13 protein-coding genes and 3 pseudogenes are annotated in these 8,784 nt (G+C 53.4%); all 16 read left to right on the top strand.

Going from position 1 to position 8,784, the window contains the following annotated elements:
* Window positions 1-1,089 precede the first annotated feature (1,089 nt).
* A pseudogene (locus tag AC1RYN_RS17550) lies at window positions 1,090-1,961 on the top strand (TraI domain-containing protein).
* Window positions 1,901-2,032, top strand: a pseudogene (locus AC1RYN_RS17545) (hypothetical protein); the annotation flags it as partial. The pseudogenes AC1RYN_RS17550 and AC1RYN_RS17545, both read left to right, overlap by 61 nt.
* A 61-nt stretch (window positions 2,033-2,093) precedes the next feature.
* Complete coding sequence (locus AC1RYN_RS17540) at window positions 2,094-2,510, top strand: hypothetical protein (RefSeq protein WP_481807966.1); 417 nt, start codon at window positions 2,094-2,096, stop codon at window positions 2,508-2,510.
* A pseudogene (locus AC1RYN_RS17535) lies at window positions 2,483-2,669 on the top strand (conjugal transfer nickase/helicase domain-containing protein); the annotation flags it as partial. The gene AC1RYN_RS17540 and the pseudogene AC1RYN_RS17535, both read left to right, overlap by 28 nt.
* Window positions 2,670-2,736: 67 nt before the next feature.
* The gene (locus AC1RYN_RS17530) at window positions 2,737-2,874 is read left to right on the top strand and encodes a conjugal transfer nickase/helicase domain-containing protein (RefSeq protein ID WP_481807965.1); all 138 of its coding nucleotides are present in this window, start codon (window positions 2,737-2,739) and stop codon (window positions 2,872-2,874) included.
* 281 nt (window positions 2,875-3,155) lie between these two features.
* Complete coding sequence (locus tag AC1RYN_RS17525) at window positions 3,156-3,389, top strand: ABC transporter permease subunit (protein WP_481807964.1); 234 nt, start codon at window positions 3,156-3,158, stop codon at window positions 3,387-3,389.
* A gap of 49 nt (window positions 3,390-3,438) precedes the next feature.
* Window positions 3,439-3,666 carry an ABC transporter permease subunit gene (locus AC1RYN_RS17520; RefSeq protein ID WP_481807970.1) on the top strand — a complete coding sequence of 76 codons (228 nt, stop codon included), beginning with the start codon at window positions 3,439-3,441 and terminating at the stop codon, window positions 3,664-3,666.
* Entirely contained in the window at window positions 3,602-3,955 is a 354-nt protein-coding gene (locus AC1RYN_RS17515; RefSeq protein WP_481807963.1) for an ABC transporter permease subunit, read from the top strand. The genes AC1RYN_RS17520 and AC1RYN_RS17515 overlap by 65 nt, the downstream gene beginning before the upstream one ends.
* A gap of 536 nt (window positions 3,956-4,491) precedes the next feature.
* Window positions 4,492-4,737, top strand: coding sequence for a 1-deoxy-D-xylulose-5-phosphate synthase N-terminal domain-containing protein (locus AC1RYN_RS17510; RefSeq protein ID WP_481807962.1), 246 nt, complete (start codon window positions 4,492-4,494; stop codon window positions 4,735-4,737).
* A 308-nt stretch (window positions 4,738-5,045) separates the two neighbouring features.
* Window positions 5,046-5,519 (top strand): transketolase family protein, encoded by a 474-nt coding sequence (locus AC1RYN_RS17505; protein WP_481807969.1) that lies wholly within the window; start codon window positions 5,046-5,048, stop codon window positions 5,517-5,519.
* 48 nt (window positions 5,520-5,567) lie between these two features.
* Window positions 5,568-5,750, top strand: coding sequence for a transketolase C-terminal domain-containing protein (locus AC1RYN_RS17500; protein WP_481807968.1), 183 nt, complete (start codon window positions 5,568-5,570; stop codon window positions 5,748-5,750).
* 125 nt (window positions 5,751-5,875) lie between these two features.
* Window positions 5,876-6,109, top strand: coding sequence for an FGGY family carbohydrate kinase (locus AC1RYN_RS17495; RefSeq protein ID WP_481807961.1), 234 nt, complete (start codon window positions 5,876-5,878; stop codon window positions 6,107-6,109).
* Window positions 6,110-6,390: 281 nt separating this feature from the next.
* Window positions 6,391-6,936 carry a hypothetical protein gene (locus AC1RYN_RS17490; RefSeq protein WP_481807960.1) on the top strand — a complete coding sequence of 182 codons (546 nt, stop codon included), beginning with the start codon at window positions 6,391-6,393 and terminating at the stop codon, window positions 6,934-6,936.
* A 433-nt stretch (window positions 6,937-7,369) separates the two neighbouring features.
* Window positions 7,370-7,624, top strand: coding sequence for a hypothetical protein (locus tag AC1RYN_RS17485; RefSeq protein WP_481807959.1), 255 nt, complete (start codon window positions 7,370-7,372; stop codon window positions 7,622-7,624).
* Between the two features lie 432 nt (window positions 7,625-8,056).
* Complete coding sequence (locus tag AC1RYN_RS17480) at window positions 8,057-8,464, top strand: hypothetical protein (RefSeq protein WP_481807958.1); 408 nt, start codon at window positions 8,057-8,059, stop codon at window positions 8,462-8,464.
* A 23-nt stretch (window positions 8,465-8,487) separates the two neighbouring features.
* Window positions 8,488-8,772 (top strand): hypothetical protein, encoded by a 285-nt coding sequence (locus AC1RYN_RS17475; protein ID WP_481807957.1) that lies wholly within the window; start codon window positions 8,488-8,490, stop codon window positions 8,770-8,772.
* Window positions 8,773-8,784 lie beyond the last annotated feature (12 nt).

Below are 8,784 nucleotides of genomic sequence, written 5' to 3'. Positions count from 1 at the left end.
GAGCCAGGTGCTGGGCACCAGGCTTCAAGCTGGTTATGTGAGCTGGATCTGGGATGGCATTTTAAATGCAGCCCCCTCACCCTAGCTGTGGCAACTTGCTGTGATCCCGGTGAGAGGTTAGCAGTTTGTCAGCGTGCTCGGCCTCCCAGTGTCTTCGGTACCCAGACCCGGCCCGCCCAGCTGAAATCTGTTGGTCAGTGGTCAAGTGGATGCCTGAGAATTGCTGCTGCCTGGTGCTGAGAGTTCTCAGCTTCCCAGCCAGCCTACGCTGGATCAACCCTAGTGTGTGTCCAGCTCGCTTGAATCCGGGCCATGGTTGCTCAAGCCCAGGCTCCAGCCATGGGCTGGGCGTGTCAGTTTGCATGACGTATCCTGCACCCATGCTGTTGCCTGGCAGCTGGTGGGCGTGGTCACGCGCACCCTCCCAGCCCGTCCAATTGGGAGATGCAGCGAGTCTGATCATTGAGCTGTGGCCGGTCCCAGGATGCGGAGGAGATCTGCTTGATGGATCCTGCTTTTAAATGCTTGCCCAGGCAAGGCCGAGAGCTGACACTGGTGTGGGGCTCGACCAAAAAGTTTTTGACCCGTGCAAAAAAATGGCCCACCCAAACGGAAGGCGGCTAGCGCTACTTCTGTACCAAGGCTCGCTGTAATTTTTGCAGCATTATTTAGCACTGTACGTGTTTAACCGTAATCCTGCAAACGACACATCCTACTTTAAACCTTAACAATATGAAATGAATGACAGGCAAACGTATCGCGAAGGTTAAGTAAAAACAGGATGACAGAACCCTCCACACCTGGGCTGCGGATCTGCCGGCGCCTTCCGCGACGGCTCAGCGCTCGTCGCCGGTGATTAATCAAAGAGGTGCTGGAGGGTTCTGTTATCTCGTTTCTTTTAACCTTAGCAATACGTAACTGAAAGTTGAGCAATAATGCCAATCCGAAACCAGACCAAATGGACTTTGGTAATCCTCCCGCGTCAGCACCTGTACCAGCCCTCCAACAAGATGATGCCCAGCCGTATCAATATTCCGATTGCGGCACAAAGGGACACGAGCCAAAAGGACAGGTAAGGGTTGGAAGGGGATGGGATCTAGGGTAAGAGCCCTATCCGAAAAGGCTAAAGGGCCACTGACCCTGTCACTTCCCGGAGGTCACGATGCTCAGTCTGTTTCGCCACAAAAGCAGAAGCCTCCTCCACCACCGACCGTCAACGTCGCCGACGGTTACCTGCCCATCGAGTCGGTCCACAGCTTGTTAGCCGCGCAGGCACCGCCGCCAGTTGCTCGATCGCATCTGGCAGTACACCGCCCTCTCCCACGCCCAATTCACCCAGCTCTACTCAATCCGATCCGTCGCTACGCCGAACAGGTCCAGCAACTCCCGGCCAGCGAGACGCACCACCATGCGTATCTCGGCGGCATGCTCGACCATGGCCTGGAGCTGGTCGCTTGCAGTTTGAAACTGCGTCAGTCGTACTGCTTCCCACTGGCGCCGCGCCCGAAGACCAGGCCGCTCAGACCGACGCTTGGTCCGCTGCAGACATCGCCTATGGCGCCCTGCTCCATGACATCGGCAAGATCGCCGTGGACCTGCAGGTCGAATGCCAGGATGGCCGGCTTTGGCATCCTTGGCAGGGTCCCCTGGATCAGCCCTACCGTTTTCGTTACATCAAAGGTCGTGACGACCACCTGCACGGTGCCGCCGCAGGCTTGCTCTATACCCGACTCACTGCCGATCTGGACTGGCTCAGTGGATTTCCGTCGCTGTGGGCCAGTCTGCTGTATGTCCTGGCCGGTCAGTATGAACATGCTGGTGTGCTGGGCGAACTGGTGATTCAGCTCATCAGTCTCCACCACAGCATCGGCGGCAGTTCAGCAAGGCGCGACAAGCGCCGATTCATTCGCTGCAACATCACTTTATCAGCGGACTGCGTCATCTGGTTCAGCACGAGCTAAAAACTCAACCAGCCGGGTGCCGCGGGTTGGTTGACTCAGACACACTGTGGCTGGTCAGCAAGACGGTCACGGACAAGCTGCTAGCTCTATCTGCTGTTGAACTGATTGAGGGCATTCCCATCCAACATCGCTGTGTTCGACGAGCTGCAATCGCATGGGCTGGTCGAGTCGACCCCGGAAGGCAAAGCCATCTGGACCGCTATTGTCGCGCAGGGAAACTGGCAGCAGAGCTTTACCTTTCTGCGCCTTCAACCGGCGTTGATTTGGGGAGCGAGAGAGCGGCCTGAGGCTTTCCGCGGAATGGTGAGCGTTGCAGTCGATGAGCACCCGACTGACGCACCAGTATCATCACCAGCACCCAAGGCAGGCGGAACAGGATCGCATCAAAAACAATCGATGGAAGATCCAATGGCGATGGAAGATGCCGACTACCTCGGAACGTTGCTGGATATGTTCGAAATGGGAGAAGCCGAGGTGCGTGATACGCCGTCAGAAAATGCTCTCAAGTCTCAGCCCCCCCTTTGGACAACCCAGGTCAGGCTTTCCTGAATTGGGTCAAGGAAGGCATCCAGAACCACAAGCTGATCATCAACGACAGCAAGGCTAATCCACACGGTGAGCGGCACCGTGCTATTGGTCACACCAGGTCTCTTCCAACGCTACGCGCGGGAGTTTCCTGGTATCTCACAGGAATCCGATCAAGAGATTGAAGAATGGCGTTGGGTGCAGAAGCAGTTCGAAAAACTGAAGGTCCACAGGAAAACGGGACGATGGCTTGAACATCTGGATCTGTCAGGTCGACGTCTGGAAGAAAGCAAGACTCAAAGGTTATTTGCTAGAAAAGCCGGAACTGCTGTTCGAAACGATGCCTGCCGACAATCCCTTTCTTAAGGTCGAGCTTAAATTTCCGTAGCATCCCATTGGGAAGCCCACACGCAGAATCGACTCTGGGGTGCACTCGCCACGAACCGCTCTGCTGCTCCCCGGCGGCTCATAGCGTTCGATGATGGATTGAGTGCAGTGAACACCGAAAACCCCAGGTGCTGACGCAGGAAGTTACCAAAGTCCATTTAACCTTAGCAATACGTAACTGAACGAAGTAACAGTAATACATTACGTATTGCTAAAGGTTACTCACCGGTCAGATTCACCTCTTACACAGCACCTGATGATCACCCAGGTATTGTATTACCGATGTTTGGTATCGCCATTTTTCCCAGTGTTTGGGTGGTGGTCCCGGTGGTATCTGGTTATCGTGCACTGATTGGCGCGGTCAATGGTTGGATCATAACCCGCTATAACGTCGCACCGTTTATCTGCACCCTCGGCACCATGTATGTGGTTCGTGGTGTGGCTATGCTGATTCTGGCGGTGAAACCTTCCCAGCATGTAGAGGGCAATCCACAAACCTGGAAACACCGGCTTTGATCTGCTCGGATCCGGCACGTTACTGGGTTTGCCGATCGCTATCTGGATCATGTTCATTTTGGCTCTGGTGATTGCCTATGTAGCGCGTCGCCTACCTTTTGGTTGCCATGTCTACGCTATCGGTGATAACGAGAAGCTGCCGAGCTGTCAGGCGTTAAAGTCCGGCAGGTTAAAAGTTTGGGTTTACACGATTTCCGGTTTCTGTGCGGCAATTGCCGGGACTATCGTTTCCGCTCAACTCGGTGGCCAGCCACCCTGCCAACGGCAGTGGTTTTGAGACTAATGCCATTGCGGCTGTGGTGTTGGGGGAAATGCTCCTGGCCGGTGGCCGTGGCACCATCCTCGGTAATATGATTGGCGCATTTGTTATCGGTATTTTGGCTGACGGGCTGGTGATGATGGTCAGCGAATTCTGGCAAATGGTTATCAAAGGCATCGTGATTATTGTGGCTGTGATTATCGATCAAGCGCAAAACCGTATGCAGCACAAGCAGCAATTGTGTCGCAAAGCGCAGCGAGTTGGCGCAAGTGGGCAAAGTGCAGCAGGCATACTCGATAACGGCTAATGGGCTGATGGGGTAACACCTTGCCCTGAGCCGCAGAACACTGAAGAGGTAACGCCGGAGGAGAATTTCCGGTCAGGCTTGATGAAAGCTATTTTTTAGCACCATCAGGAATAAATATTAATGAAGTAAAAATTCAATGACGAAAGGGAAATATAAGTAGAGGTAATGTCATGAATCCGTATTCACTGTCAATCGATGAGCTGGTGAAACAAGGTGCGCTACTGCTGCCGGATTGTCCTGCTTAATGCGATACAGCCCCTGGCAGGGGGCATACCGGTGCTGATCTTTCGCAGGGTACTCTGACCGCACTCTATTTCCGCATCTCTATCCTTAATGACCGGCGAACCGATCCTGAGCGCGATATCTATGTGCAATCTAAGGGCCATGCCGTTGGCGGCTATTACTGCTGTCTGGCGGAAGCGGGTTATTTCCCAGAGGAATGGTTGGCGACTTATCAACACGCTAACTCCCTATCTGCCGGGCCATCCGGTAAACAAAAACGCCGGGTATTGATCTGAATACCGGCGCGCTAGGACATGGCTTGCCGGTCGCGGTCGGGATCGCATTGGCGGCAAAAACGCGCCAACAGTAAACGCCGAGTGTTTGTTTTTACTGGCGACGGTGAGTTAGCCGAAGGCAGTAACTGGGAAGCCGCATTAGTGGCTGCTCATGATCAATTAGACAATCTGATAATCATTAACGATAAAGAACTCCAACTGGCGGGCACCACCAAGTCAGTGACACCTACTGGTTGGCGGAAGACTGGCGCGCATTTGGTTTAGACGTAACGGAATGCCAGGGTAATACGGGACCCGGTGGTGGAAACATTGGAGGCATTACAACCCAAGGGTAAACCCAATGTGGTGATTGCCAACACCGAAAAAGGTGCCGGTATCTCCTTTATTCAGGGGCGTGTGAGTGGCACCACCGGGTGCCGAAAGGTGCTGAAATTGATTCGGCACTGGAGGAATTGAGCGATGAGTAATGCAGAACATTTGGCCTCAGTAATGGTTGAGCAGTTTATCAAAGCCGTGGATAACGGTGTTGATTCGGTTCCGGTGGCGGCCGATCTCACTTCGACGGCGAAAATCTGGGGCTGTTTACTGCCCGCTTCCCTGATTGCGTGGTTAACGTTGGTATTGCCGAACAAGCGATGGTCGGCACAGCCGTGGGCTTATCTATGGGCGGGAAAGTTGCAGTAACCTGTAATGCTGCGCCATTCCTGATTTCACGTTCCAATGAACAACTGAAAATCGATGTTTGCTACAACAACAGCAATGTCAAATTGTTCGGCCTCAATTCCGGTGCCAGTTACGGGCCGTTGGCCAGTACCCATCACTGTATCGATGATATTTCTATCTTACGTGGTTTTGGCAATATCGAAATTTATGCTCCCTCTGACCCGCAAGAGTGCCGTCAAATAATTGATTATGCTATCGCACATCAGGGACCGGTCTATATTCGTCTGGACGGCAAATCCTTGCCACAACTCCATGATGAACATTACTGCTTTGCTCCGGGCAGATTGATGTCTTGCAGGATGGTCAGGATATTGCTCTGGTAGCGATGGGTTCACAGTGCATGAGGCTGTTAGTGCTGGCAATACTGGCGGATAACAACGTTTCTGCTGCAGTGGTCAACGTTTCTATTCGCCCGCGTAATACTCCAGCAACTGTTAGCCATTCTCCAGAAGAGTCAGCGGGTGATTACCATCGAAGAGCATAACATTAATGGTGGTGTGGGCAGTTTGGTGGCTGAAGTGTTGGCCGAAGCGGGCACGGTATTCCATTGGTGAGATTAGGCAATCCCTGATGGCGGTTATGCGATTGCTGCCGACAGGGCAGATATGCGCGCCTGGCATGGTTTTGATGCGGCAGGCATTGTCGCTCGTGCGCTGCGGTTTTGCCGAGGAGAGTAATCATGTCAACGCCGATTATTCTGGCTATTGATGAAGGCACCACCAATGCCAAAGCCATCGCGGTGGACACGGCCGGGCAGATTCTGGCAAAGGCTTCAGTGCCTCTTTTGCTGAATCACCCAAGGCCCGGCTGGGCAGAGCAGGACCCGCTGGCTATCTGGCAGGCGGTATCTTTGGCAATTGAAGCGCTGTTCTATCAGTTGCAGGTGCGCGGGTGGCTGTGTTGCCATCAGTAACCAGCGTGAGTCGGTGCTGATTTGGGGAGCGGGCAACTGGCACACCACTGACGCCAGTGGTGAGTTGGCAATGTCGGCGCTCAGAGCTTTTCGTCGAACGCTAAGCCAGTTACCGGAAGCGGCAATGATTGCCGAACGCACTGGATCGCAAATTGATCCGCTGTTTCCGGCTGCCAAGGTTCACGGCATGCTGGCAGAAATCCCGCGTGGTGTGGAGCGAGCGGCTTACGGTGAACTGTGCGTTGGGACTATCGACTGCTGGCTAACCTGGCAGCTCAGTGGTGGCCAAAGTTTCTGACCGATTTCTCCAATGCAGCCCGTACCCCAACTGTTTAATATTCATTCCGGCGAACGGGACCCTGACCTGCTGGCGCTATTTGGTATTCCCAGTCTCTGTCTGCCTGCGGTATTACCCTCGGCGGCTATCCACGGACACACCGGTAATACCGGTATTACCGGCTCGCCAGGAATTAATTGCTGCACAAATCGGCGACTCCCACGCCGCACTTTATGGGCAGGGGGGCGGCTATGGTGCGGGCGAAATCAAAGCGACCGACGGCACCGGCTCTTCCTTGATGACCACCGTGAAGCAGGCGGTGACACAGAGTCACGGTCTGAGTACCACCATCGCCTGGCATAACGGGGAATTACGTTATGCCCTCGAAGGCAATATCACGCATACCGGTTCTGGTGTGGCGTGGGTTTCACGCATGCTAGGTATCACGGATTTAACGCATTTGACCGAGATGGCGCAAAGTCAGTCAGGTAATCAGGGGGTTTATTTTGTTCCAGCCCTCTCGGGTATTGGGGGCACCTTATTGGGATAGCCAGGCTCGTGGCCGTTCTGTGGCCTGACCGATGCCACTACCCCTGCGTGTTAGCCCGCGCTGGGTTAATGAGTCGCTACTAAATAGCCGACGTCTTTTTTGCCATGGAGCTGGCCGGTAACCATCTGTCTGAACGGCTACGGGTACGTGGTTAACCAGCAACCGCTGGCTGATGCAATTTCAGCCAACCGTTACAGCGCACCTTGATACGCAACCATACCGCCGAGTTCTCGCACTGGGGGCGGGCATATTTAGGCGGAAAAACCTTGGGCTGGTGGCAGGATAACCAGCAACTAGCCGCACTTCCCCGTGAAGTGGAATACATCGAACCGCGCGCTCAAAGTGCGGAGATGCAAGATAACTATAGCCTCTGGCAAACGGCCATCGCGCGCGCGCGTTTTCAGCCGAAATAACCCACACTAGGAGTAAGCATATGTCAGCAATACCTCGGAAGTTAACTTTCGCGGTGATTATCGGCAACCGGGGCTTTTTCCCAAGCTATCCGGCGGCTGACGCGCGCCGTGATGCTCAGGCGCTGTTCGATAGGCTGGGCATCAACATCATTATGCTCAATGAAGAGCAATCCCTCGGGGGTAAAACTCGGCGTGATGCCAACGTGTGTGCCGAATTATTCCGTAAGCACAGCGAAGAGATCCATGGTGTACTGGGTTCTGCCCAACTTTGGTGATGAAAGCGTCCACGTCATTCTGCCTTCAGGCTTAAAACAACCTCGGTATGGAGACAGGCTGAAGAAGATGCGCTGGATAAATGGGGCTGGCGACACGTCGCGACAGCTTCTGCGGTAAAATATCACTATGTAATAACCTGCGCCAGATGGCATTCCATTCACATTGACCAAGCAGCATGTTTGCAGCTTAAACAGCGAAATATTTAGCCACGACGTGGAGCAATTTGTGCAACTGTGCCGTGTGGTACATGCCATGAAACGGGTGCGTGTCGGGGCTATTGGGGGCTGTTGAACTAACTTTAATACTGTGCGCTACAGTGAGAAGTTATTGGAGAATTTGGGCATTACGGTTGAAACTCTCGATTTATCCGAAGGTTCTTCCGCGTCGCTAATCTCAGTGATAACGATATTCGTGTTGGTGAAAAACTGGTGTTGTTAAAAGCCAATGGTGACACCAGTGCCATCCCACAAGATAAGTTACACAAAATGGCGAAACTGTTTGTGGTTATCAGTGAATGGATTATCGCCAACGATATCGATACCACCGCCATGCAGTGCTGGACCTCGCTGCAACAGAATTTAGGTATCAACGTCTGTTCCATTATGAGCGTGATGTTGGTACTGATGCCAAGTGCCTGCGAAGTGGATGTGATGGGGGCGCTATCGATGTATGCATTGGCGAGTTGCTCACTGGCGCCAGCCTCAATTGCTGACTGGAATAATAACTTTGGCGCAGAGCGTGATAAATGCGTGTTATTCCACTGTGGCAACTTTGCCAGTGAAAGTCTGGAAAGCTCCACCATGGGTACCGCTGATATTATCGGAACAACGGCGTTGTGACATGCGGGGCTGTCCATGGCCGCATGAAGTCCGGGCCATTAACCTATTTCCGCCTCTCTTCGATGTTTACCGGCCAGGTTCGGGCCTATGTCGGTGAAGGGCGTTCTGTCAGTGACGAGTTAGATACCGTGGGTTGCCGTGCGGTGGTGGAAGTGCCACAACTGGAAAGTTTACTTACGCATATCTGTAATAACGGTTTCGAACACCATGTGGCGATGAACCATTCAGCGACAGCTCAGGTATTGCAAGAAGCATTCAGTAAGTATCTGGGCGTTGATTGTTACTGGCATGGGAAGTCGCCGCTTTAGCTTCAATGACGT

This window comes from Flavobacterium sp. TC780, from assembly GCF_056783245.1.
Note: the sequence above shows the minus strand (reverse complement) of the source record. Positions and strands in the feature narration are given on the sequence as shown.